Here is a 23,816-nt window from a genome sequence, read left to right as displayed (position 1 = left end):
AAATAAATATGGAATCAAAAATATATATCTTTAAATATCTACTTATTGGTTATATTCTCTGTCTAATGTTTAGTTGTGAAGATTCGTTGGATTTCTATCCAACAGATTCGGTTGACGATAATGTTTTCTGGGAGCAAGAAAATGATGCGATATTAGCTGTTAATGCTATTTATCGCGATTTAGATGATTTTAATATGGTAGTTACCTTGGATGGTATTACAGACATTGGGTATATAAGAAATAGCTATAATGATTGGTATCAATTAAGTATGGGGTCTCATGATGCCCTTGATAGTGATGTGATTTCAGTCTGGACGAGGTATTACCAGGGAATTCGAAGATGTAATGTTTTACTCTCAAATATTGGTAATATAAAAGATATAGATGAAGATCTTTTCGATAGAATAAGAGCTGAAGCAATAGTTCTCAGGTCATATTTTTATATAAACCTAACTAGTTTATGGGGTGATGTACCCTTAACTTTGGAAACATTAAATATTGACGATCATATTTCTGAAACCTCGAAAGAAGAGATTATCGCTACTATTATTGATGACCTTGATATGGTCGTTGACAGCAACTGGCTTCCTCTTGAATATGATTCTGAAAACATTGGTAGAATAACAAAAGGTGCAGCATTAGGCTTAAAAGCCAGATTGTGTTTAAGGAACGAAAAATGGAGTGAGGCGGCTAAAGCAGCTAAGGCAGTAATGGATTTAGATATTTATAGTCTGCTTCCTGATTATGGTGATTTATTTAAGTATGCTGGAGAAAATTCCAGCGAGATTATCTTGTCTCGGCAATACGCCAAAGAGAGTAATGTTCACTATGCTTTTGATACAGGTCCTGTTTCTATCGGCGGAATATCATTAGCGGAACCAACTCGAAAATTATTTGAAATGTATGAATATAACGGAGAAAAAGACGAAGATAATCCATACGCAAATATTGATCCAAGATGGACATACACTGCATATTATCCAGGCTCTCTAGTTTCTCAATCATTGGTGTTTAATTCTTACCCATATGAAGAAAATCAGTCAAGTGATAAGGTTAATTCACAAGATGACGCTACTTCTCATGGTTGGAATATTCGAAAATATATTGACTATGATAGTGATAATGATAGTCCTAGCCAAGGCTCTATTGATGCAATATTATTGCGTTATGCTGATATCCTGTTGATGTATGCCGAAGCAAAAATAGAGATGAATGATATTGATGAAACCGTATATAATGCTATTAATGAAATAAGAAATAGAGTTGGGATGCCCTCAATAACAACAGGTAAGTCAAAAGACGAATTGAATAAGATTATAAAAAATGAACGCTGTGTCGAACTGGCTTTCGAGGGGCTCCGTATTTTTGATTTATATAGGTGGAAAGAAGGTGAGAAAAAGGCTGGATTAGTTGAAGGTTTCCAATATATTGATGAAGATACTGGAGAAAACAAGATATGGAATTTGGGTGTTACCAGGCAATTTGATCCTGATAGAGATTACCTTTGGCCTATTCCTCAAGACGAGATAGATTTAAATAATAACATTACGCAAAACCCAAATTATTAGATATTTCCATAGAATGTATCTATTATGTTGATAAGGGGAAATGTACATTAAAATACTTATTGGCAAGAATATCTAAAAATAATACAGCCCTGCTTACTTTATTGTAAAATATCGAGCAGGGCTGATTTTGAGCATTTTACTCTAATATTTATTTGGATAGATATAAATTTTATAAGATTATTTCAATGCGAAAGAAGTCTTCATTTTCAGTTTTGATAATCCTTATGTCTCTTGTGAATTATTCCATACTACTCGCAGAAGTTAATCGGTACAAAGATCAGGTGACTCATCTATATTTTTTTATTCTACTTTTTTTGTTTTCAACAATCTGCAACGCTCAAAAGGAAACTCGATGTCAAATCAAAATTTGTAACGATCCTAATACCTTTTGGTGGACAGGTCTTATTGCTCAGGCAGATATAATGCCGTTGAAGAATGGTTATAATGCAAACCTTGCAAATAATTATGGCAATCAAGTTCAACCGTTATTGTTATCAAATAGGGGGCATGTTATTTGGTCTGAAAACTCATTCGGGATAGAAGTAAATAGTGATACATTATGTATAATATCGCCGGATTCATCATTGGTTTTTATACATGCAGGAGAAACATTGAAAGATGGATATTCATATGCATCGAAAAAATTTTTCCCTGCATCTGGTAAATTACCCGATGAATCATTATTTGCGGAACCACAATACAATACATGGATTGAATTAATGTACGACCAGAATCAAAAAGATATTTTGGATTATGCCCGGCAAATCCTCAATAGTGGCTTTGAACCTGGCGTTTTTATGATCGATGATAACTGGCAGGAAGATTACGGAAAATGGGATTTTCACCCAGGGCGTTTTTCCAATCCCAAAGCATTGGTTGATACACTCCATGAAATGGGTTTCAAAGTCATGCTATGGATTTGCCCATTAGTGAGCCCCGACTGCGATGTTTTCCGAAGGTTACAGAAAGAAAGGATGCTTCTGGAAGATAAATCCGGCAATGCTTTTATAACAAAATGGTGGAATGGATACAGCGGGATACTAGACCTGTCGAAAGACGAAGCTAACCAATGGTTTATAGGTCAACTTGACAACCTGATAGAAGAATATAATATCGATGGGTATAAATTTGATGCTGGCGATTTTAATCATTATACAGATTGCTATTCCGAAGGGAAAAAAGTAACAGTTCAGGAACATTGCGAATATTACGCACTCCTGGGGCTTAAGTACCCTTTAAATGAATATAGGGCGATGTGGAAAATGGGAGGTCAACCCATTGCCAATAGGTTAAGAGATAAAGAACATACTTGGGCAGATTTACAAAAATTAATTCCAGGGATACTGCTGCAAGGGATTATGGGTTATACTTTTGCCTGCCCTGATTTGATCGGTGGTGGAGAATTTATCTCTTTCTTAAAGACGGAAACAATCGACCAGGATTTGATAGTAAGATCGGCACAATGCCATGCGTTGATGCCAATGATGCAGTTTTCTGTTGCTCCATGGCGCATATTGGATACCGAACATTTAGAAGCATGCAAAAAAGCTGTTCAGATAAGGAAGAAGTTTACCCCGTTAATCCTTAAGCTGGCCAGAGAATCAGCGAACACCGGAGAACCGATTGTAAGACCTTTGGAATATGTGTTCCCTCACCAAGGTTTTGCTAAGGTCCAAGATCAATTTATGCTGGGTGAAAATATTTTAATAGCACCTGTTGTCAATAAAAAAACAACCAGACTGGTTGCCTTACCGGAAGGGAAATGGAAGGATGACATGGGCGTTATTTACGATGGAGGAAAAACAATAACCATTGAAGCAGGACTTGACAGATTACCATATTTTAAGAACTTGAATAGAAAATAAGTTTGTCTAATTTCATTATCCATTAAGGAAAATTAGGGGAAATGACAAAAGTAAAACAAAAGACATGAAAACTTTATTGACTATCCTTTGACAGTTTAAATAAACACAGTATAATTCAGTATGATACTTCTACAAAAAAAAATTAAATACATAAGCCAACGCTTAATATGCCTGGTTATATTCTACCTTTTTGCATATCCTGGATATTCAAAGGAAAAATCCATACCACCTCCTTTTAAAATTATCCCTTGTCCTCAGGAATTAGTTATTTTACAAGGCAAAGGGCTTCATTTTGGTGAACTTAGTTCGATAAAATTAAGTGAAGGATTGCAGCGTCCTGTTATGGGGACAATTCTTAACCAACTCCCGGAAAGGAGCATAAATAGAAAGGGTATACTCAGCCTTAAGATTTCCAAAGGTGAAAATATACCCGCTTCAGAAGAAGGGTATGTATTGTATATAGAAAATGGCAATGCAGAAATTATGTCGAAAAGCGAAGCAGGGCTTTTTTATGGTTGCCAAACCTTGGAACAATTGCTGGAAGATGCACGAGACTGTAAGAAAGCCATCCCTGCTTGCCGGATTACAGATTACCCGGAAATGTCTTACCGCGCTGTCCAATTTGATGTAAAACACCACTTGGACCACATGGATTATTACTACAAAAGTATCGATAGGCTTGCCCGCTATAAAATCAATGCCGTAGTTTTTGAATTTGAAGATAAACTCAGGTACCGGCGTCAGCCCATAATAGCAGCACCTCAGGCAATGAGTATTGACGAAATGGCAGCCCTAACCAAGTATGCAAAAGACAGGAATATAGAAATTACCCCCCTTGTACAGGGATTAGGGCATGCCACTTTTATCCTGAAACATCAGCAATATGCTCATTTACGTGAACAGCCTGAAAACCGGTGGGCATTTTGTCCCTTGAACGAAGGTACTTACCAGGTGCTTTTCGATATGTACCTTGACGCCATTGAAGCTACCCCCGGGGCAAAGTACTTTCATATTGGCGGCGACGAAGTTGGGAATATAGGCATATGTCCCCAGTGCGGCCCTAAAGCACAGAAGGAAGGGCTACTTAGTTTAAACCTTTATTGGCTGAACCGGGTTTGCGATTTTTTAATTGAAAACGGTCGTATACCAGTATTTTGGGACGACATGCCTTTAAAAGAAGCCGGTGTTTACCATAGCACAGACAATGCAAATATGAACCTGCAAGAAGTGGAAACAATTTGGATGGATGGAGCTGCAAAATTGGAAGAAGTAATATCAAGATTTCCCGAGAACTGTGTGTATATGCGGTGGAATTACTCCTCTGGGCAACAATCCGGTAACATAAAAGCACTTGAATGGTATCAACAAAACGGATTAAATGCAATGGTTGCCACTGCCGCCCAATCGGGACCTGCTGCCCTTTTTCCCTTCGATGATAGAGCTAAAGAAGTAAAATCAAGGGGAATGCCTGCAATTAAAGGTTTTATAAATTTGGCAAAAGAAAAGGATATCAATGGAATGCTATGCACTGCATGGGACGACCGTTCGCCACACATGGAAACTTTTTGGAGAGGATTTATTGCTTCTGCACAATACAGTTGGTCGCAAAGTAATATGAGCCTGAAAGATTTCGACACAGCATACCTCCAACGTGAATTCGGAGTAAAAGAAAACAATTACGGCAAAATTTATGTTTGGCTTAGAGAAGCTGCCGATTTCTGGGAAGGGGCATTTAACCCAACCAACGACAGGCTGAATATACATAATGCTATGCTCCCGCTTCCGGGAATTTCTCATTCACTGACCCCTGAAGAAAGTAAAAAAATTAGAGAGAGTAAAAACATTGATTTTTCTAAACGTTTAATTGAACTCCCTGACCTGCAAAAAACGGGAGAATGGAGCAAAAAATATAAAGACAGGTTAGACAGAGCTAGGGCAATAATGAACGGATATTTGATCGTTAACCGAAAATTGGACAGTTTATACCACTCTTCTCATAGAAACCGCTACCATTGGGAATTATTCATGGCATTAAACAGCTTTCAGGTAAAGGCTCCACAATTATTATTAGCCCTTGAATCCTGCGATACTTCCAATAAAGAGCAATTTGCTGCGGGAAAAATAAAAGTCAGGGAAGCTCTAGTCGGCTTCAGGCAGGCTTGGGAAGAATTAGAACAAGTATATGCCCAATCCAGGTTTATTTCCTATCCGGAAGGTTATGTCCCTGACCGCTACTATCATTTTGCAAGCCAGCGGGAAGATTTGTCATACCTTATCCAGGTAGAAGAAAATTTTCATAAAATGGTAAGGGGTTGGATGGAATTAGATAATGAATAATTCATAAAAATTAAGCTATGAATACTTTAACTATTAGAATTGAAACTTTAATACAAAAAATTTTCTGGATTAAGTTGGTATGCCTGTTTTTTTGTTTGGTTTTGTTACCTTTTCAGAAGACTGGTGCCCAGGAAATCCCTTTCATAACAGAACCGGAAACTGGTCAGCATAACAACATCCGTATTTACTTGATGGAGAAAGCAGATGAAATAACAAATTCGGCTTTTAATAATATTGATACTCATGAAACATGGATAAATGAAAAAGACCAGCGGTATTCCGAATTAGTTCAGTCACTTGGTCTTAATTATATGCCTTTAACAGAAGAAAGACCTGATTTGAACGTTAATTATACCGGAAAGATCCAGATGGATGGGTACCACATTGAAAAGCTATACTTCGAATCTTTGCCTTCATTGTATGTGCCAGCAAATCTCTATGTTCCTGATAATATCAGGTCATTATGCCCGGCTATACTTTATCTTTGCGGCCATTCTGAAAGCCAGAAAGTAGCTTATCAGCCTTATGCCCATAAATTTGCACAACTCGGATTTATATGCCTGATTATAGAAACAACTCATCAAGGTGAAGTATGCGGCGATCATCATGGATGTTATTCCAAAGGTTGGTTTAACTGGTATAGCCGGGGTTACTCTCCGGCAGGTGTTGAGGTTTGGAATGCATTAAGGGCATTGGATTTCCTCTGTTCAAGAAAGGAAGTAGATACTGGAAATATCGGTGTAACAGGACGTTCCGGAGGAGGCGCCCAAACATGGTTTGTTTCTGCAATTGACAAAAGGGTTAAAGCAGCCTGTCCGGGTGTAGGTGCTACTACATTGAACGAACAGATATTAACCAAAACTATTGACTGGCATTGCGACTGTATGTCACCCATTAATACATTTTGCCGAGATTTTTCTGAGATCGGCGCCCTCATTGCACCACGTTCACTTTTGATTGAGCAGGGTGACAGGGACAGGCTGACAACCATAGAGGGAGTAAAAGAACTATACAAAAAAGTTAAAAAAATATATGGTTTTTATAACACTCCTCAAAATGTCGAACTCATTGAGACACAAGGTGGACATGGTGCTACTGCTGAAGGAAGGAAAAAAATGTTGTCCTTTTTTCTGGAAGAGTTAATGGGGAAAAAAGTACCTGTTGAAAAAATTAGTGATGTTGATTTTTCCCCAGAAAAAATGCTTTCTTCAAAAGATTTAAGGGTTTATAAAGATGGTGTACCTGCCGACGATCGGACAACAACAATTTATGACAGTTTCATTAGAATTCCTGAACCACCGTTAATTAAAAACAAAAATGAGCTTTTTGCCTATCGAGACTCGGTAATCTGTTTTCTTGAAAAAAATACCTTTGGTGCATTCCCTGATAAAAAGTGCAGCTTTGAACCTCATATGGTTTTTCGTTCTATAGACAAAGATAATTTTGGTAGCAATATATACACTTTTGTCCCGGAAGAAGGATGGCGATTACGATTAGACATGCGGTGGAAAAATAATCCGAAAGAGAAGAAACCACTACTGATTGTCTTAAAAAATCCAGGAGATCAGTTTGGTGAAGTCGAAACATTTTCAAAACAACTGGGAGAAAAATGGAATGTTGCATATTTTAATACCAGGGGTGTAGAGGATGCCGGATGGGAAAATAGTTTGCAATGGCATATTCGCAGATCCTCTGCTTGGATCGGAAGGACTATTGCATCTATGCAGGTTTATGATTTATTGCGCTGTTTAGAGTTTTGCAGAACATTACCAGGGATAGATTCTGAAAATATAAGTATTGCTGCCAGAGATGGAATGGGGGCTGTAGCATTGTATGCTGCTTTGTTGGATGGTAATGTTGCAACACTAATTTTAAAAAATCCTCCACCAACCCAGAATGAAAGTAGCTGCCCGGATGGAAAAGGTCAGGCTGTTGAAATGTTGAATTGTTTGAGAGTTACGGATGTTTGTCAATTGCCAGCTTTGATGCCACAAACAAATGTAAAAATAATTGGTGAAGTTCCTGAATCTTATCAATGGGCAGAAAACACCAGATGTAAAATCGGAAGTACATCTTTCCAAAAAGAATAATTTATTTGACAAAAGAATAATAATTTCCATTTTTTATAGCAAATAAAATAATACCAAAATATTTCTGTTCCCCCTGATATTTAAATAAATAATTTGAAGATATATGGAAATACAAAAAACACAACGTTTAGGTTCGCTCGACGTATTAAGAGGCTTTGATTTGTTTTGCCTCGTATTTTTTCAACCCGTGTTCAGAGCTTTGGCAAGGGCAGTGGATTTGCCGTTTACCAACTGGCTGGCAACGAAATTTCAGCATGTGCAATGGGAAGGTTTTGTTTTCTGGGATATTATAATGCCGTTGTTCATGTTTATGGCGGGGGCTTCCATGCCGTTTGCCTTTGCAAAGTACCTGAATAGCGGTGGCAAAGCAAGGCTTTACAGGCGGATTATAAAACGCGTACTCCTCCTTTGGCTGTTTGGAATGATTTGCCAGGGCAATTTGCTTGCGCTGGACCCCGGAAGGATATTTTTTTATTCCAATACTCTGCAGGCAATTGCCATGGGCTATCTTATTTCTGCTGTTTTGCTGATGCACTTTAAACTAAAGGGACAAATCATCATTGCCTCAGGTTTATTGCTTGCATACTGGGCAGCCCTTTCGTTTATAAAAATTGGCGGCTTTGGAGGAGGAGATTTTACCCCTGACCATAATCTCGCTGAATACTTTGACAGGATAGTGTTGAGGCGTTTTCGGGATGGCTCAACTATAACGGCAGCCGGAATAGATTTTGGCAAATACCGGTATACATGGATAATCAGTAGTCTGAATTTTGGGGTAACGGTAATGAGTGGTGTATTTGCGGGGCATATTATGAAGAGTAATTTGCCTAAAATAAGCAAGTTACGATGGTTGGCTGTCGGAGGTGTACTTATGGTAGCTGCAGGTCAGCTTTGGGGGCTACAGATGCCTATTATCAAAAAAATATGGACAAGTTCGATGACACTGTACAGCAGTGGTATCTGTTTCCTGCTTATGGCGCTGTTTTATTACCTGATTGATTACAAAGATTACGGAAAATATTTTAATTGGCTGAAAATTTACGGAATGAATTCCATCCTTGCATATATGCTATATGAAATTATCGACTTCAGCAGCATCAGCAAATCGTTGCTACATGGCACTGAACATTTCCTTGGTAATTACTACATAGCAGTGATAAAACTGGCCAATGTTTCCATTATTTTTTTCATACTCTGGGTAATGTATAAAAAAAAGAAATTTATGAAAGTATGATAATGCAGGCTTTAAATTGTTATAATAGAGATATTTAACAATGAACTCAAACTTACATATTTTACAGGTACTTTTAATTGCGACTATTGCCAATTATAAATTGGTAGAAGTATCCCCGCAATAAAAATCAAGGCTTTATATTAAAGATCCTTGGGTTATCAATAGTAATTGGATAACACCTGCTGAAAAGATAGACCTGAAATATCCGGGATATATTATAAAGTAAAAAGAATATGGTGAAAATAAGGCTAAATGGGCTTTGAGATAAATTAGAAGAGAAAAATGTATTCTAATTCAGCTTCTGTAACAAAATTGGTACAAAAAAGTGCCTAAAACAGGCATTTTTTGGCTTTTAAGTGACTTTCAGGGAAAACAAAAAATCCGTGTAAACACTTGATTTACACGGATTTTCATCATTTGACAACAAATTGTCTTTTTCTAAAAGTGACTCAGCTGGGATTCGAACCTTGCCTAATACCCGGCTGATTATCAATATTTTCCAAAGCGCTTGTTTTTGGAGGTCTCGATATAGACCCTCCTGATAATTAGCACGTTACAGTACAAATGTAAGCAAATATTATTGAAGATGATTCAATATCTTATTCTGTGATTTAAAAAAATTACTAATTTCCCTGATAAAATGTGCGCATTGCTCCCTATACAATATTTTGTCATTTATAACAAACAAAAATGCATCAAAAGGAAAAATTGTTATCTATGACATTCATATTTGAGATAATATACTTTAACATATTTATACCTAAAAATTCTTGATTTTTAACGACCAAAAAAAGAGGCTTTCGCCTCTCCTTTTTCAGAATTTAATCTGTTCCTCCACTTCCTTAATCTTGCTGTCCAGAGTGGATTTGATCTCCTCCATCACGGCTGACACAACCGGTGTATTGGAGGTTTTGAATTCCTTCCCTGAAGCATCCCTGAGAAAGATCGTTGCTCCCAGGCCATCGGCACCTAACGAGAAAGTCTGAAGGTTTCTCCGGGTTTCTGACAGTTTCCGCCACCTTTCAATCAGCATACTTAAATCCTCTACTTTCTGGATGCGTTTCTCCAGTGAAGGAGCTTCAACAATTGTTTTTTCATCTTTCTTTACCACTTCCATGGAAGTTTTGTTTTGTTCAGCACTTTCAGCATTGATTTTTTTAGCTGCATTACTCATTATTGTTTACTGCTGCCCTACAGGTTTATTATGGCATCTGGCACGCCGGTTAAAATTTCGGCGTAACCGTCATTGAGCTGTCACGGATTCTTGTCAAGGGTGAATGTCCGGTTTTTGCCATGGCAAAAAGCTGACCGAACACGAAGTGCGGCGAAGCGATGAATTTATTGGCTGGGGCCGCCCTTGACTTTTCCGTGAAGCGATGAATACCTTTGCCTGAATTTTAAATGGAGTGGTTTTACCTTCTAAATGCTAAAACGAACAAAAAAGGGGCTTCCCGCCCCTAAAACTCAAACAGCAACTGCTGGGATACTCCTCCTATCGGCACCTGTTTCGTAATGATTTCCTCCTTCTTTTCAGGCAACCTTAAAACCACATAGCTTTCTGATTCTGTAATTTCCCTGATATACGGAACTCTATGAGCCGGATGAAGCTCGATTCTCCATCCGGCATAAAAGCGGTTCAACAATTTATCCATCCAGCAGACTTCGCCCAAAAGTCCGTTCAGACAAAGGTTAATCAGGCACATCATAGCACAGGTGCGCTCAATGTCCGCCCCGAAAAATAAGGAATCCCTGCTTATTTTTGCTGCTGCCAACAGCATCCTTCCAGACCCGCAACAACAATCAGCTACCCGCTCTCCAAAACCTGTCGGATTTAGCATCCGGGCCATCAGTTCGCATATATGTTCCGGGGTAAAGAATTGTCCGTTATGCCCGTGGCTGAGATATTCCATGTAAAAGTCACCGAAGCAATCTTTCAAACCTTGTCCCTCGTTGTCCATTTCCAGAACCAAAGCGCCAAAAGCTTCAGCCATCAGGTAAGCATCCGGCTTTTCGTATTTACGGACAATTTCATGATACCGGTCTTCTTTTGTCCCTAGGGACAGGGAACAAACTACCACTTCAAGAAAATCTTCAAATACGGAATGCAAACCATATTTGTACCCGATTTGCAGGATATACTTGGAAAAACTTTTTAACTCTTCCATTTTTTTAACCCTTAATTGTGATTAACTGTGAATTTTTGAGATAAAAAAGGCGAAGGCTAAACTGCCTCCGCCAATTGTCCGGCCTGGTTTGTATTTGCAGGCCAATTTGGTTTGGATTGATGCTCCAGGATATAGTCCACTGCCTTTTGAGCCTGCGACGAAGCTATCAGCAGCATCTTTTTATCTTCCTTAAATTTACCAATCCAGCTTTTGATATAGGAAGCGCTATTATCAATAGTGGCATTTTCAATACCGATCATATAGCACAAATACGCAGCTCCCATTTCAGCGACCAACTCTTCCTGACTATAATCCCTTGAGCCAAACTGATGGTCGGGTAATTTCTCATGACGGTTTAACCTTCTGGCGTGTCCCGTAGAGTGGATAAGTTCATGAAACAAGGTTGAATAATATTGTTCATCATAAAAGAATGACCGGGAATCAGGCATCCCGACACAATCCTTTATAGGTGAATAATACGCATGGGACTGGTTCAGTTTGATCTCCGGACTATCGTCCCAGAACTCAATTAATTGTTCCGCATCGGCAATCGGGTCAAACTCATGGTCATGAGCTTCTGTTTCCGGCATTTTACTTTCATCAATCCCTTCGGTTTGTTTCAGATTGAAAACCGTATAATAACGGAGGAAAGGAACCTGATCAACATTGCCATCTTTTTCCTCTATATCCAAAAGCTTCCAAAATATAACCGGGAAACCTTTTTCACCTTTTAAAACATGGCCACCCAGTTCTTTGACCTGTTTGAAAGTCAGGAAAAATGGGGAACCATATTGTTTTGTCACTGTCAACAGGTACCAGAAATTAAAACCACGGTACAATTTACGGTAAACCATATTTTGAGGGAGTGCAGTTTCTATTTTCCACGGTATCTGCCACGGAATGACACCTGCTTCAAGGCGTTCGATAATCAGGTTGTTAACCATTTCATAAATATCAAATGAAGAATTCATGGGAAATCTGCCGATGCCTTTCGGACTTATTTTGGCATCCGTCAGCAGACGGATTTATCTGGCACGCCGTTAAACTTAAATTTTTGGCGTACCGGCATTGAGCTGTCCCGGATTAGGTCAACGGGGTGCATGTCAGTTTTTTGCAAAACTGCTTGTTCACTGAATTAACCTGTTCATCTTAAATGAACAAAGCAAAAAACTGAACGCATCCGAAGGAAACGAGCCACGAAAAGCGAGTTCCCCTTTACTGTTCCGGGAAGCGATTAATAACTTTGTCGGAAATTTGAGTGTAACAGAAAGGATAAACCTGAAATAATATATATTTTAAATCCTTATTTTTGTCAAATGATTGAGCAAATACGCCAAATATTAAAAGAAGGAGAAGGGATAACGATCGAGTTTAAAACCTCGCGAAATGAGCTCAACAAGAATACATTTGAAAGTATTTGTGCTTTCTTAAACAGGAAGGGTGGTCATTTACTTTTGGGAGTAACTGACGACGGAACAGTTGAAGGTGTTGATGAAACACAGGTTCAACAACTGGTTGACCGGTTGGTAACCTCGATGAACAATCCCCAGAAGCTTTCACCAACGATTTATCTTATTCCTGAAGTTATAGAACTGGATGGAAAGAAGATCATCTATCTGAACATTCCCGAAAGTTCACAGGTACATTCTACAGCCGGGAAAATATTTGACCGGAACAGCGACGGTGATTTCAATATCACCGGTAATCACAGCCTGGTGGAACAGTTATACCTGCGCAAGTCAAATAGTTTTACGGAGTCTGGTATTTATAAATTTCTGTCATTGGAAGACTTTCGTCCCGACCTGATTGCCAGAGTTAGGAAGCTGGTTTCAGTGCGTACTCCCGGTCACCCCTGGGAAAGTATGAATAATGCAGAGATCCTTCGTAGCGCCAAGCTATACCGGAAAGATTTCAAAACCGGTGAAGAGGGTTTTATTCTGGCTGCTGTACTTTTATTTGGGAAAGATGAAGTTATTCAAAGTATTCTGCCGGCGTATAAAACTGATGCTTTAGTAAGGATTGTAAACACAGATCGTTATGACGACCGCCTGGAAGTAAGAACCAATCTCATTGAGAGTTATGACCTTTTAATGAATTTTATCCGTAAACATTTGCCAGATCCGTTTTTTCTGGAAAATGACCAGCGGATAAGCCTGCGTGATAAAATTTTCAGGGAAGTGATTGCCAACACTCTGGTTCATCGAGAATTTTTGAATTCTTTTCCTTCCAGGTTGGTTATTGAGAAAAGCAAGGTAGATATTGAAAACTGGAACAAACCCTATATTCCGGGAACTATTAATCCTGATAATTTCTATACCCATCCTAAAAATCCGATTATTCTTGAGGTATTTAAACAAATAGGACGGGCTGACGAACTTGGTTCTGGCGTTAGAAATGTTTTTAAATATGGGAAACTTTATGGAGGTACAGAACCTGTTTTTGTTGAAAAAGACATTTTTAAAACTACTGTATCACTACCTTCTTTAACACCTAGTAAAGGAAAGCTTATAAATGATACTGAAAATATTCCAAATGATACTGGAGGAGTGAGAAATGATACTGATGCCGTTAAAAATGATACTGATATTATTTTTACCAGAATAAATGATGCAGTTAATGATACTGTAAATGATGCCGTAATTCTGAAAATAAGACTCCGTATGGCTAAGATCATTAAAATATTAACCGATTCTCCTGGATTAAAACCATCCGAACTGTCGGAAAGGCTTGATGTATCAGAAGTAACCATAAAAAGAGATATTCAAAAGATTAAAAAATTGGTTGTTTACAAGGGAGGACAAAAAGATGGGGGCTATTATCTAACCTCTGGAGCGATTGAAAAAATCGGATTATGACCATTTCTAAAGTCGTTTGAAAAGACCAAGATTTTTATAACATCTTAATGCAACAATAAGGCTGTTATACCTTGTCTCCGTCAGAACAAATGCATCCGAAAGAACCGAGCTACGAAAGCATGTTCCCCTCTACCGTTCCGTGAAGCGAAATAACTTTGTCAGGAATTTGAGTGTAACAGAAAACTACAAATAATAAAAATCAATAGAATCAATATTCTTTGAAACCGATTGAACTTTTTAATTGCATCGCAACCAATTCTCAAAACAAAAATATTTAGTAATTTTATGCATAAATTATCATATTATAATACCTTTCGCATAAAATTACTAAAATGTCAGGAATAGTGGCTGGTTTTCGGGCAAGTGTAACATAACAACTTATTATCTGGATGAACTTTTGGGAACCAAGTTAAGGGCACTTTATCAGCGCAAAAAAGGACGGGACCTTTTTGACCTGTTTTATGCTAGTCAACATTCTGATCTGAACTTGTACCAAATTATTTACTGCTACCGAGAATACATGAAGTTTGTTGTAAGTAAACCTCCAACGCTAAAGGAGTTCATCGGCAATTTAAAAGAGAAACAAGTATTCCCACTGTTTTTGGGAGACATGGAAGGATTATTAAGTCCTAATGTAAAATACGATCAAGACAAAGCATTTGAATGGTTTGAGGAAAATATAATTCCTGTTATTAATTAGCGCTCAGTTTTATTTCTGCATATTCAATATTTTGGATTCTTTTTTCCCAAAATCTTAAGACTCTGGTTGGCACCTGTTTTTGAAGAGGGTGATGTTTTTAGGACAACTATTTCAATTCCTAATAAATATATTTTAAAGGCAGAAAAAGGGGAGTTCAATGTCCATGGAAATGATATATTATTCAGAAAAGAAACGAATGTTAATCATGATGCTGTAAATGATGCCGTAAAAAATGCTGTAAAAGACAGGCTGAAGGCAGAATTATTGAGGATCATGGAAATAGTGAATTCTGCTGACATAACCGACACAAAATCGATTATCTGTGTAAAATCAGCTACTTAAAATCCCTTGATGGGAAAAGTTCCCCCTGTACAGTTTCGCCACCATTCTTTTTCCCAATATCCATCGGCTTACGGACAGATCCGATATTGCGCCCGCCTGTATCGGGCACCATTAGTTCATTCATATTAAAACAGGCATTGACAACCACATGGATGACCTCGCCTTCAATCTGTAATTTACCTGCTACCATTAGCAGTCGGGACTGCAGGATCACTTTGCGGTATTTCTCAAATATGGTGAACCATACAACCAGGTTAGCAAACCCGGTTTCATCTTCAATGGTGATAAACAGCACACCGCTGGCTGTACTAGGGCGTTGCCTGACTGTTATCAACCCACAAACTTTGACGAACTGTCCGTTTTTCATTTTACTTAATTCCGAAGCAGGCGTAACCTGCAGTTGCTCCAGCCTTGTTCTGAAAAAGCTGACCGGATGGGCTTTCAAAGACAACGAAGTGCTGGCATAATCCTGGATCATATGTTCTCCGGCTGTCATGACTGGTAGCTCAGTAAGCCCTTCTTCTTCACTTTGCGAAGGTGTACCAACAAACATCCCGGTTGGATGATTGGAATTGCAAAAAAAGGAAACAAATTTTTAAGACCTATGCTACATTTTTAAAATTATTCAATTAAAGAGAAAAAAGCTTAGACTCTACGGGTGTGCAATAACCCAATGCAGAATGTAGCCTTTTTCTGTTATACCAGATCTCAATATATTCAAATACAGATAATTCAGATTCTTGTATTGTTTTATATTTTTGATGGTATACCCACTCTGTTTTCAATGTCTTGAAGAAGCTTTCAGCAACAGCATTGTCCCAACCCCAACAATTTGCTTTCCTGCTCATGCTTCGTATTACAAGGCTGTTTGCTTTTAACAGCCCGGTAAATTCTTTACATGCATATTGCACGCCCTATCTGAATGAAAAATAAGCTCGCCCGATATTTTTCTCTTTGATAGCGCCATTTTCCAAGCAGGTATTATTGTGTCGCTTGTGAGCAATGTTTTGCTCAGTGACCATCCAATTACCTGCCGGTCAAATAAATCCAATATGATTGTTAAATACAGCCAGCCTTTTTTGGTCTTGACGTATGTAATATCCGATACCCAACTTTTACAGATGGCATCAGGAAAAAAATTCCGCCCCAACAGGTTCTTTGCTACCGGGTACTTATGGTTGCTGTCAGCGGTCACCCTGTATTTTCTTCTGACCTTGCTCCCTCAGCCCATTTTCTCGCATCAGCTTGGCCACGCGCTGCCTGGACACCTTGAACTCCTAGCGTTTTAATTCCGCTGCAATGCGTGGGCTGCCATAAGTCCCATTGCTCATTTCAAAAATTTCTTCTATCTCTTTTGTCAATATACAAGTTTCGAGTTTGCGTTTGGGAACGCTACCTTTTAGCCACTTATAATAACTGCTCCTGCTGATACCAAATATTTTGCACATCTTTTCGATGGGATATCCCCTTTGTTTTCCCCTACAAATTGGTAGAGTTTCCACCGCTCTTGGAAAAGATGTACACCGCCTTTTTTAATATTTCAAGTTCCAACCGAGCCTCTTTGAGCTCTTTTTTTAACTGTTTTACCTCTTGGGTATCAATCGTGGTTTTGGTACCCGTTATTTCATTCTCAGAAGGAATAATGCCCTCACGTTTTGCAGCCTTCCTCCATTTATATAAACACTCTACGTTGATACCGAGTTCATTTGCCAATTCTTTCAGATTATCTCGTTGGCAACTCAATAAAACCGCTTTTTCTTTAAATTCTTTATTGTATATATCTTTTTTTACAATCCATCTTTCTAAGGTATTAATTTTGTATCTCCTGCCTTAGAAATTTGTCTCCTCTAAGTTAACAACTCCAACATGGGTTTGGACTGTTTTCTTCGCTAAATACAAATTCTGTAATGGACTCGATTAGTAAACAACAAACAGGTATTTCTTCTGCCACGTTGGAAAGTATGCGACTTACCGGGCAAATGATGAGCCTCGGTGTTGCTACTCTGATAATTCACCTTTTTATTGGTGATGGAAATATAATACCATCGACACATCCCCTTTTTATGAGAAGTGTCAAATTGCTATTTATAATTTTCAGCGCCTTATGCTTTTCAGGCATTTTCGTTTCATGGGTCAGGGGAAAAAGAAACTACTGAATCTGCTTTATAAACAACATATTTCGTCAAACTTCTGAATTAGGGATAGCATCTAACTTGTTTTTCGTTACATAGTCAGCAATGTCTTCTATTTTCTGAACAAGGTCTTGATAAGCTTTACTTTCAAATGTAATTACTTCCATAATTTTGATGTTTGAAACAAAGATTACACCTTTCAAAAACTTTGTTTCCCAACCTTTTCCCAACTTGGTAAAAATATTTTTTGATTATCTTGCTGGGATACCACACACATGTTAAAATACCATAAATGTCTTCCCTAATCAATATTATTTCATACCTTAGCACCCTTAACAATCAGGTTTTTTATTGAAATCGTCTAAAGCAATGCTTCGTTTCGCTTTTTTCAGCGAACCTTCCCATCGTCAATTCGACATCAAAATCAACTTTCTTGTTTAGATTAACAAGTCGCGAAGTGTGTTTCACAATGTTCGTGACACACTTGTATTATATATGACAAAATCGTTTTTTTTAGGGAACAAGGAAATCAAACTCCCGGTTATTCAAGGTGGCATGGGGGTAGGAATTTCGCTTTCCGGATTAGCTTCAGCAGTTGCAAACGAAGGAGGTGTGGGCGTAATATCAAGCGCCGGCTTGGGATTGCTATACAAACAATCGCCCCCTGACTATTTAAAAGATAGTATTTGGGGTTTAAAAGAGGAAATACGCAAAGCACGTGAATTAACCAAAGGTACTATCGGCGTAAATATAATGGTTGCATTATCGAATTTTGCAGATATGGTACGAACCTCCATTGCAGAAAAAGCAGATGTAATATTCTCAGGAGCAGGTTTGCCGTTAGACTTGCCCTCTTATCTGACTGAAGGGAGCAAGACATTACTCGTTCCTATTGTTTCGTCAGGCCGTGCTGCAAAAGTTATTTGTCAGAAATGGCAAACAAACTATAACTATCTTCCCGATGCGTTTGTTGTAGAAGGTCCTAAAGCAGGAGGACATCTTGGGTTCAAAAGAGAACAGATTGAAGACGAAAACTACGCACTCGAAAAATTAATTCCTGAGGTTGTATCAGTTACGTCGGCCTACAATCAAGAGAAAGTAATTCCGGTTATTGCAGCAGGAGGAATTACAACAGGCGAAGATGTATTGCGCATTATGGAACTTGGTGCTTCGGGAGTACAAATTGGCAGTTTGTTTGTTCCCACGCAGGAATGCGATGCGTCACAATTATTCAAGCAATCTTATGTAAGCTCATCACAAAAAGATACGATGATCATCCAAAGCCCGGTAGGAATGCCCGGGCGTGCCCTTGATGGTAACTTTATCCGAAGTGTAAACGAAGGCAAAGAACGCCCAAAGAAATGCCCGTTTCAGTGCATAAAAACATGCGATTATACAAAAAGTCCTTATTGCATTATCATGGCACTTTATAATGCAGCAAAAGGAAATATGAATAAAGGCTATGCATTTGCAGGAGCCAACGCTTACCTGGCAGAAAAAATCAGCAGTGTTAAGGAAGTGGTACAACAACTTAAAAAAGAGTTTGCTGATGCGCAAAAAAAAGATTATCAACTAACAAAATATAGCTCTATTGCTATACGTGATATCTTGGCGGACTCATGATTCAGGATGCCCCCGCATATTTCACTCGAATTAGTAATTAATAATAAATGCTGTAATGAAAACAGCAAATTAAAGTATGACATTTAAAGAATTAAATATTTCAGAGCCAATATTAAAAGCTCTGTCAAACAAAAAATACGAAAATCCTACTCCTATTCAGGAGAAGGCCATTCCCACTGCCCTAAAGGGTGGGGACTTGCTCGGAATTGCCCAAACAGGTACGGGAAAAACAGCAGCTTTTGCCATTCCGATTATACAACAGTTGGAAGAAGCTCCGTTTAGCGTGCGAAGAAGAGAGATAAAAGCATTAATACTTACACCAACCAGGGAATTAGCCATACAAATTGGCGAAAGCTTCTGGGATTATTCGCAATATACAAGTCTTCGGCAGGCGGTTATTTTTGGTGGGGTAAACCAAAAACCACAGGTAGACAAACTAAGACGCGGAGTTGATATTTTGGTCGCTACTCCCGGACGGCTACTCGACCTGATCAACCAAAAGCACATTTCGCTCGATCACATCCGGCATTTTGTGTTGGATGAAGCCGACCGCATGCTTGACATGGGCTTTATACACGATATAAAACGTTTGTTGCCAATGTTGCCAAAACAGAAACAAACACTGTTTTTCTCGGCTACAATGCCGTCAGAAATTAGTAAACTTTCGAGATCGATTTTGCAGAATCCGGTTACAATAAGAATTGTTCCGGTATCTTCTGCCACCGACATGATTGAGCAACATTTGTATTATGTGGAAAGACAGAAAAAGAACCAACTTTTGATTTCGCTGCTAAGACAGGATTTAAACAAGTCGGTTTTAATTTTTTCACGTACTAAACGCGGTGCCGATAAAATTGCGAAAGTGTTGAACAACAACCGGATTGAATGCGAAGCCATACATGGAAACAAATCGCAAGTTGCACGGCAAAGAGCATTATCGAATTTTAAATCAGGAAGAACAAGTGTGATTGTTGCGACCGATATCGCTGCCAGGGGGATTGACATTGCCAACTTGGAACTCGTAATAAATTACGATCTGCCTGACGTGGCCGAAACATATGTACATAGAATCGGACGCACCGGACGTGCAGGACAACGAGGAACAGCGCTTTCATTTTATTCTCAGGACGAACATATAATGGTTCGGAATATACAACGGCTGACCGGGAAAAAATTAAATCCGGTATCAGCTTAAATAAAAAAGACATAACGCTAAAAAAATATGAATGGGTAGAGCATTAATTTTTTAACAAAAAAGAACTATATAAAAAGAGCACAAAAAAGAAAGAAAAGACAAGACACGGATCTTTGACCGAGATGATCCCTTGTATAGATGAAAACGGTATTACTACCTGAGAATTACCCAGGCCGGAAAACAAACCGGAAATCCACGTGGAATATTACAGTTTCTATATAAAAAACAAAATAAAGAAGATGGTAATGTTGAAAGGTCGTGTAGAGAATTTTAATAAAAACAAAAGTTACGGCTTTATTAAAGACACCATCAGTGGCGAAAAATACTTTTTTTATGTTACCGATGCTTTTCCCGATATAAACGAAGGAATCATCGTTTCTTTTGAACTGGATAGTGGAGACCGGGGAACGATTGCTATAACAATCAGGCCGGTTCAATAATAGATTATTATTCACATTTAAATAAAATAAAATGAATATTTATGTTTCAAATCTAAGCTACAACACAACAAGTGAAAGCTTAAAAGAATTATTTGCGGAATCTGGAGAAGTAACATCCGCAAACGTTATTATGGACAAATTCACAGGAGATTCTCGTGGTTTCGGGTTTGTCGAAATGCCTAATGAAACTGAGGGACAAAAGGCCATTGAAGAATTGAACGAAACCGAGTTTGAAGGCAAAACGATTAATGTAAATGTTGCCCGTCCCAGAACCGATAGAAACAGTGGCGGTCAAAACAATCGAGGTGGCGGAGGATTTAATAGAAGACGTTATTAATGTTTTAAAAGAATAACATGAATAAAGGAACAATTAAGTTTTTTAATGAAACAAAAGGATTTGGTTTTATCAAAGATGCAAATTCTGAAAAAGAGTATTTTGTCCATTCATCAGGACTGATAGATTTTGTGAAGGAAACCGATGAAGTAAGCTTTGAGTTACAACAGGGACAAAGAGGATTAAATGCCGTAAATGTTAAACGAGTTTAATTCGCAATACACATAGATTCAAATCCCGTGTTATGCGGGATTTTTGTTTTTTTCAACTGTTTTGAGGTTGAATTGATGACAGATTTTAGTCCCTTTTGAGTGGGAATACATGCTTACACGTCAACCCGTTTTATGTCAGATATCGATTTAAAAATAAATGAATTCAAAAACTATTACGATTCCAATCTGGAATTTTATAATTCGGCGTTGGCATTATTCACAAAGCTAATTGAACCAATTGTAAACGTTGAATATGTTTCCGGTCGGATAAAAGATTACGATGAATGCCTTAGCAAATTTGAGCGGAAGTATTTACCAGGAATCGAAACTTCGAACATGGATTACAAAGTTATTGACTTTTTGTCTGATTTTGTAGGGATACGGGTTGTTTGTCCATATCTGAAGGATATAAACATCGTCCGAAAAGAACTGAAAAAATATTTCAGAGAAGTTTCTATAACCGATAAAACCGTTCAGATTGAAAGCACCGATGATAAATTTGGCTATAAGAGTTTGCACCTGGATCTTAAATTGAATGGGAAATACGGGAAAAAAACAGAATATGTTCGTTACACAAGTATCCAGTTTGAGCTTCAAATCAGGACTATCATCCAGGATGCATGGAGTGTTCTGGACCATAAAATCAAATACAAGAAAAGTATTCCACAGAGCCTAAAGCGAAGAATAAATCGCTTATCCGCATTGTTCGAGATTGCAGACGATGAATTTTTGCGAATAAACGATGAAATTACTTCGGAAGAAAAAAGAATAAACAGAAGATTAAAACAAGGGCAAATTGTTGAGAAAAATAAACCATTAGATGTATTCCGCTTTTTATTTGTAGCCTTAAAGTATTTTCCAGAGTATAATTTTATTGAATTCAAAGTAGACGGATTTGTACAGGAAATCCTGAATATAAAAAGTAAATTTACTGAAAGTGAGTTAAATGACGCACTGGAAATTTATCTGACATCGGTTGATCAGATAGCTGAAAATGAAAACAAGAAATTAAACCCATACACAAAGATTCGTTATTGCTTGTATATGTTCGACCGTGATTTATTTTCAAGAATATTATCTGATTATCAAAAAAGTACCGTCTTGTTAATTAAATGATGCCTAAGATTTTCCCAATAGATTAACTTTCATCATATCCGTAGTTGTTCCATTATATCCATTACCTTTAGAAAAGTACAAATACAATAAATAGATGCAGGTAACAGTAAACCGAAAGGATATTAAATTTTACCCGGATGCCTCCAGAAAAATCGCAAGATTTCTTTACACCGGAGACGAAAGGGCGCTTAATACTATACGTTCAGTACTTAATTTGTCTGAGACCTCGGTATCACAAACATTAAGTCCTGTGCTGAGAGACTACTCTCTTCGACATAGAAATATCTCTAAAATTTTCGAAAAGCATTTTAACAGGATTGCTCACCTTTTGAAACAGTTAGGAACTGAACCTGAATCACTTAACATATCACAAAAAATACTTATAGGTTCCTATTTTACGATGGAGTATTCAATTGAGGCAGCCGCCTTTTTCAATCCATCGATTGTAGAACATCCCGACCAGTCAGAAATTGGCAAGGACGAAAAAAGAGTCATTTTGAGCTTCAGAGCTACAGGTGAAGGGCATATCTCGTCCATCGTTTTTAGAACGGGGGTATTGGATAAAAACAATAATTTATCGCTAGAGCCTGTTGGCAAAATGCTGGAAGAAGCAGAACATATCAGGCGGCATGTGTATGATAAAACCTCGTTTAGCGCCAAATTAAATGAAATGAAGGATATTCATGCCATTATTCCTTCCGGTTTGATTTTAGACAAGTTAAATGATAAATTCACTTACGGCGAATTGAGGGATTGTATAAAACAAGCCAGGAGTTCTTTACACTTGACAACCGAGAAAGAAGCACTATTTAATCAGATTACCTGGCTTGCCTCGTCGCATTATGAACTTGAATTTTCATTAGATACTAATATTTCAGAGCGGGTTATCTTTCCCGTATCAGTAAATGAAAAAAATGGGATTGAAGATGCCCGTTTTGTAAAATTCACCAATGATAACAACGAAACGAGTTACTATGCAACTTATACGGCCTATGACGGGACTGCCATATTGCCCAAATTGCTTGATACCAAAGACTTCTATCACTTCAGAGTTTTACCACTTCACGGAGAAATCGCCCAAAACAAAGGGATGGCGCTTTTTCCACGTAAAGTAAACGGAAAATACGCCATGCTTTGCAGACTCGATGGCTTTAATAATTACATAGCTTTTTCAGATAATATTTCAATTTGGCGCAAAGCAACATTACTACAAAAGCCTAAATTTCCGTGGGAATTTGTTCAAATCGGGAATTGCGGTTCACCCATCGAAACACCTGAAGGCTGGTTGGTAATTACCCACGGGGTGGGGCCAATGCGTGAATATGTTCTCGGGGCATCATTGTTCGATCTCCAAAATCCGGAGAAAGAGATTGGCAGGTTAAAATCTCCCTTGCTAATCCCTAACGCCAATGAAAGGGAAGGATATGTCCCCAATGTGGTTTATTCCTGTGGTTCAATGATTCAAAACGAGGATTTGATTATTCCTTATGCCATGTCGGATTACGCCTCAACGTATGCAACTGTAAACCTTAGGGAACTCCTGAATGAATTAAAAAGAAGCAAATAATCTGCAAAATACATCCTAAAGTCAGAAATATTAAATTTGTT

General features: G+C 38.1%; 19 protein-coding genes and 2 pseudogenes. 16 read left to right on the top strand and 5 right to left on the bottom strand.

The genetic code is table 11. The features are described from left to right. Nucleotides 1-8 precede the first annotated feature (8 nt). The 5 genes from GM418_RS21555 to GM418_RS21535 all read left to right on the top strand — a co-directional run bounded on the left by GM418_RS21555 (nucleotide 9) and on the right by GM418_RS21535 (nucleotide 9,094). Nucleotides 9-1,568, top strand: a complete 1,560-nt coding sequence (locus GM418_RS21555; RefSeq protein WP_158869292.1) for a RagB/SusD family nutrient uptake outer membrane protein — start codon at nucleotides 9-11, stop codon at nucleotides 1,566-1,568. Between the two features lie 314 nt (nucleotides 1,569-1,882). Beyond that, nucleotides 1,883-3,433: a glycoside hydrolase family 31 protein gene (locus GM418_RS21550; protein WP_217447554.1), complete on the top strand. Its 1,551-nt coding sequence runs from the start codon at nucleotides 1,883-1,885 to the stop codon at nucleotides 3,431-3,433. Between the two features lie 120 nt (nucleotides 3,434-3,553). Then, nucleotides 3,554-5,770, top strand: a complete 2,217-nt coding sequence (locus tag GM418_RS21545) for a family 20 glycosylhydrolase (RefSeq protein ID WP_158869291.1) — start codon at nucleotides 3,554-3,556, stop codon at nucleotides 5,768-5,770. 17 nt (nucleotides 5,771-5,787) lie between these two features. Then, nucleotides 5,788-7,860, top strand: coding sequence for an alpha/beta hydrolase family protein (locus GM418_RS21540; protein WP_158869290.1), 2,073 nt, complete (start codon nucleotides 5,788-5,790; stop codon nucleotides 7,858-7,860). Between the two features lie 103 nt (nucleotides 7,861-7,963). Next, nucleotides 7,964-9,094, top strand: coding sequence for an acyltransferase family protein (locus GM418_RS21535; protein WP_158869289.1), 1,131 nt, complete (start codon nucleotides 7,964-7,966; stop codon nucleotides 9,092-9,094). A gap of 814 nt (nucleotides 9,095-9,908) precedes the next feature. On the opposite strand, the gene GM418_RS21530 is transcribed toward GM418_RS21535, so the two are convergent. The 3 genes from GM418_RS21530 to GM418_RS21520 all read right to left on the bottom strand — a co-directional run bounded on the left by GM418_RS21530 (nucleotide 9,909) and on the right by GM418_RS21520 (nucleotide 12,230). Further along, on the bottom strand, nucleotides 9,909-10,268 hold the full coding sequence (locus GM418_RS21530; protein WP_158869288.1) for a hypothetical protein: 360 nt from the start codon (nucleotides 10,266-10,268) through the stop codon (nucleotides 9,909-9,911). Nucleotides 10,269-10,551: 283 nt separating this feature from the next. Beyond that, entirely contained in the window at nucleotides 10,552-11,259 is a 708-nt protein-coding gene (locus tag GM418_RS21525; protein WP_158869287.1) for an N-6 DNA methylase, read from the bottom strand. 56 nt (nucleotides 11,260-11,315) lie between these two features. Beyond that, a complete protein-coding gene (locus tag GM418_RS21520) occupies nucleotides 11,316-12,230 on the bottom strand; it encodes an ArdC family protein (protein ID WP_158869286.1) in 915 nt (304 codons plus the stop codon). 345 nt (nucleotides 12,231-12,575) lie between these two features. On the opposite strand from GM418_RS21520, the gene GM418_RS21515 reads away from it, so the two are divergent. The 3 genes and pseudogenes from GM418_RS21515 to GM418_RS21505 all read left to right on the top strand — a co-directional run bounded on the left by GM418_RS21515 (nucleotide 12,576) and on the right by GM418_RS21505 (nucleotide 15,156). Continuing rightward, on the top strand, nucleotides 12,576-14,114 hold the full coding sequence (locus tag GM418_RS21515; RefSeq protein ID WP_158869285.1) for an RNA-binding domain-containing protein: 1,539 nt from the start codon (nucleotides 12,576-12,578) through the stop codon (nucleotides 14,112-14,114). A 367-nt stretch (nucleotides 14,115-14,481) separates the two neighbouring features. Further along, nucleotides 14,482-14,814: pseudogene (locus GM418_RS21510) on the top strand (nucleotidyl transferase AbiEii/AbiGii toxin family protein); the annotation flags it as partial. Nucleotides 14,815-14,880: 66 nt separating this feature from the next. Next, nucleotides 14,881-15,156: a hypothetical protein gene (locus tag GM418_RS21505; protein ID WP_158869284.1), complete on the top strand. Its 276-nt coding sequence runs from the start codon at nucleotides 14,881-14,883 to the stop codon at nucleotides 15,154-15,156. Here the strand turns inward: GM418_RS21505 and GM418_RS21500 are convergent. Together GM418_RS21500 and GM418_RS21495 are read right to left on the bottom strand one after the other, a co-directional pair. Further along, nucleotides 15,149-15,709, bottom strand: a complete 561-nt coding sequence (locus GM418_RS21500; RefSeq protein ID WP_158869283.1) for an OB-fold nucleic acid binding domain-containing protein — start codon at nucleotides 15,707-15,709, stop codon at nucleotides 15,149-15,151. The two genes, GM418_RS21505 and GM418_RS21500, sit on opposite strands and share 8 nt — an antisense overlap. Before the next feature lie 76 nt (nucleotides 15,710-15,785). After that, nucleotides 15,786-16,971: pseudogene (locus tag GM418_RS21495) on the bottom strand (IS3 family transposase). Between the two features lie 92 nt (nucleotides 16,972-17,063). Here GM418_RS21495 and GM418_RS21490 point away from each other — a divergent pair. The 8 genes from GM418_RS21490 to GM418_RS21455 all read left to right on the top strand — a co-directional run bounded on the left by GM418_RS21490 (nucleotide 17,064) and on the right by GM418_RS21455 (nucleotide 23,775). After that, complete coding sequence (locus tag GM418_RS21490) at nucleotides 17,064-17,312, top strand: hypothetical protein (protein WP_158869282.1); 249 nt, start codon at nucleotides 17,064-17,066, stop codon at nucleotides 17,310-17,312. A 471-nt stretch (nucleotides 17,313-17,783) separates the two neighbouring features. Next, nucleotides 17,784-18,911: an NAD(P)H-dependent flavin oxidoreductase gene (locus GM418_RS21485; RefSeq protein WP_158869281.1), complete on the top strand. Its 1,128-nt coding sequence runs from the start codon at nucleotides 17,784-17,786 to the stop codon at nucleotides 18,909-18,911. Nucleotides 18,912-18,987: 76 nt separating this feature from the next. Further along, entirely contained in the window at nucleotides 18,988-20,106 is a 1,119-nt protein-coding gene (locus tag GM418_RS21480; RefSeq protein ID WP_158869280.1) for a DEAD/DEAH box helicase, read from the top strand. Nucleotides 20,107-20,345: 239 nt separating this feature from the next. Further along, a complete protein-coding gene (locus GM418_RS21475; protein WP_158869279.1) occupies nucleotides 20,346-20,546 on the top strand; it encodes a cold-shock protein in 201 nt (66 codons plus the stop codon). 31 nt (nucleotides 20,547-20,577) lie between these two features. After that, nucleotides 20,578-20,883 (top strand): RNA recognition motif domain-containing protein, encoded by a 306-nt coding sequence (locus GM418_RS21470; protein WP_158869278.1) that lies wholly within the window; start codon nucleotides 20,578-20,580, stop codon nucleotides 20,881-20,883. Nucleotides 20,884-20,900: 17 nt separating this feature from the next. Beyond that, nucleotides 20,901-21,092 (top strand): cold-shock protein, encoded by a 192-nt coding sequence (locus GM418_RS21465; protein ID WP_158869277.1) that lies wholly within the window; start codon nucleotides 20,901-20,903, stop codon nucleotides 21,090-21,092. A 132-nt stretch (nucleotides 21,093-21,224) separates the two neighbouring features. Beyond that, nucleotides 21,225-22,208, top strand: coding sequence for a GTP pyrophosphokinase (locus tag GM418_RS21460; RefSeq protein WP_158869276.1), 984 nt, complete (start codon nucleotides 21,225-21,227; stop codon nucleotides 22,206-22,208). A gap of 94 nt (nucleotides 22,209-22,302) precedes the next feature. Further along, on the top strand, nucleotides 22,303-23,775 hold the full coding sequence (locus GM418_RS21455; RefSeq protein ID WP_158869275.1) for a glycoside hydrolase family 130 protein: 1,473 nt from the start codon (nucleotides 22,303-22,305) through the stop codon (nucleotides 23,773-23,775). The last annotated feature ends 41 nt before the right edge of the window (nucleotides 23,776-23,816 follow it).

The sequence above is a fragment of the Maribellus comscasis genome (assembly GCF_009762775.1).
GTDB lineage: Bacteria > Bacteroidota > Bacteroidia > Bacteroidales > Prolixibacteraceae > Draconibacterium > Draconibacterium comscasis.
This window is presented reverse-complemented; position numbering and strand designations above follow the sequence as displayed.

Excerpts from the sequence above, each read along its gene's own strand:
- GM418_RS21525 (WP_158869287.1), bottom strand. The coding sequence starts at position 11,259 with ATGGAAGAGTTAAAAAGTTTTTCCAAGTATATCCTGCAAATCGGGTAC.
- GM418_RS21520 (WP_158869286.1), bottom strand. The coding sequence starts at position 12,230 with ATGAATTCTTCATTTGATATTTATGAAATGGTTAACAACCTGATTATC.
- GM418_RS21500 (WP_158869283.1), bottom strand. The coding sequence starts at position 15,709 with ATGTTTGTTGGTACACCTTCGCAAAGTGAAGAAGAAGGGCTTACTGAG.
- GM418_RS21530 (WP_158869288.1), bottom strand. The coding sequence starts at position 10,268 with ATGAGTAATGCAGCTAAAAAAATCAATGCTGAAAGTGCTGAACAAAAC.
- GM418_RS21460 (WP_158869276.1), top strand. The coding sequence starts at position 21,225 with ATGTCAGATATCGATTTAAAAATAAATGAATTCAAAAACTATTACGAT.
- GM418_RS21555 (WP_158869292.1), top strand. The coding sequence starts at position 9 with ATGGAATCAAAAATATATATCTTTAAATATCTACTTATTGGTTATATT.
- GM418_RS21535 (WP_158869289.1), top strand. The coding sequence starts at position 7,964 with ATGGAAATACAAAAAACACAACGTTTAGGTTCGCTCGACGTATTAAGA.
- GM418_RS21480 (WP_158869280.1), top strand. The coding sequence starts at position 18,988 with ATGACATTTAAAGAATTAAATATTTCAGAGCCAATATTAAAAGCTCTG.
- GM418_RS21470 (WP_158869278.1), top strand. The coding sequence starts at position 20,578 with ATGAATATTTATGTTTCAAATCTAAGCTACAACACAACAAGTGAAAGC.
- GM418_RS21490 (WP_158869282.1), top strand. The coding sequence starts at position 17,064 with ATGGACTCGATTAGTAAACAACAAACAGGTATTTCTTCTGCCACGTTG.
- GM418_RS21475 (WP_158869279.1), top strand. The coding sequence starts at position 20,346 with ATGGTAATGTTGAAAGGTCGTGTAGAGAATTTTAATAAAAACAAAAGT.
- GM418_RS21545 (WP_158869291.1), top strand. The coding sequence starts at position 3,554 with ATGATACTTCTACAAAAAAAAATTAAATACATAAGCCAACGCTTAATA.
- GM418_RS21515 (WP_158869285.1), top strand. The coding sequence starts at position 12,576 with ATGATTGAGCAAATACGCCAAATATTAAAAGAAGGAGAAGGGATAACG.
- GM418_RS21540 (WP_158869290.1), top strand. The coding sequence starts at position 5,788 with ATGAATACTTTAACTATTAGAATTGAAACTTTAATACAAAAAATTTTC.
- GM418_RS21465 (WP_158869277.1), top strand. The coding sequence starts at position 20,901 with ATGAATAAAGGAACAATTAAGTTTTTTAATGAAACAAAAGGATTTGGT.
- GM418_RS21485 (WP_158869281.1), top strand. The coding sequence starts at position 17,784 with ATGACAAAATCGTTTTTTTTAGGGAACAAGGAAATCAAACTCCCGGTT.
- GM418_RS21455 (WP_158869275.1), top strand. The coding sequence starts at position 22,303 with ATGCAGGTAACAGTAAACCGAAAGGATATTAAATTTTACCCGGATGCC.